This window comes from Prevotella sp. OH937_COT-195 (genome assembly GCF_003932845.1).
Lineage (GTDB): Bacteria > Bacteroidota > Bacteroidia > Bacteroidales > Bacteroidaceae > Prevotella.
The window spans coordinates 1-299 of record NZ_RQZH01000214.1 but is presented as its reverse complement, the minus strand read 5'-3'; the positions used below and the strand labels follow the sequence as shown (position 1 = coordinate 299).

Here is a 299-nt window from a genome sequence, read left to right as displayed (position 1 = left end):
ATTAATTCCTCCTCGTTGATCCAAAACTGTCTTTTCAAGCGATTGAACCTTTTCTCCCTTTATCAATTTTCTATATTCTAGTTCCATTCTTTTTCCAAAATCTGCCTGCTCTTTTAATGTTTTATAATCTTCTTCTTTCAAAATGACTCGTCCTGTTGGCTCACTTTCTCTCGAAAATAAACTTCGCTTTTTATATTCATACTTAAATTCGTTGTTTAGAGGCTCATACAGAACATTCTTTAAAATTTGGTAATATTCTCCTCCTCTTCTTCTTTTTTGGCTCTTATTTGGGATATATG

The 299-nt window shown here is 32.1% G+C and carries 1 protein-coding gene; it reads right to left on the bottom strand.

Annotated features, from left to right (window positions below; translation table 11 throughout):
* Positions 1–299, bottom strand: a 299-nt coding sequence (locus EII32_RS12340) for a hypothetical protein (RefSeq protein WP_158611202.1), incomplete at both ends; no start/stop codon positions are given.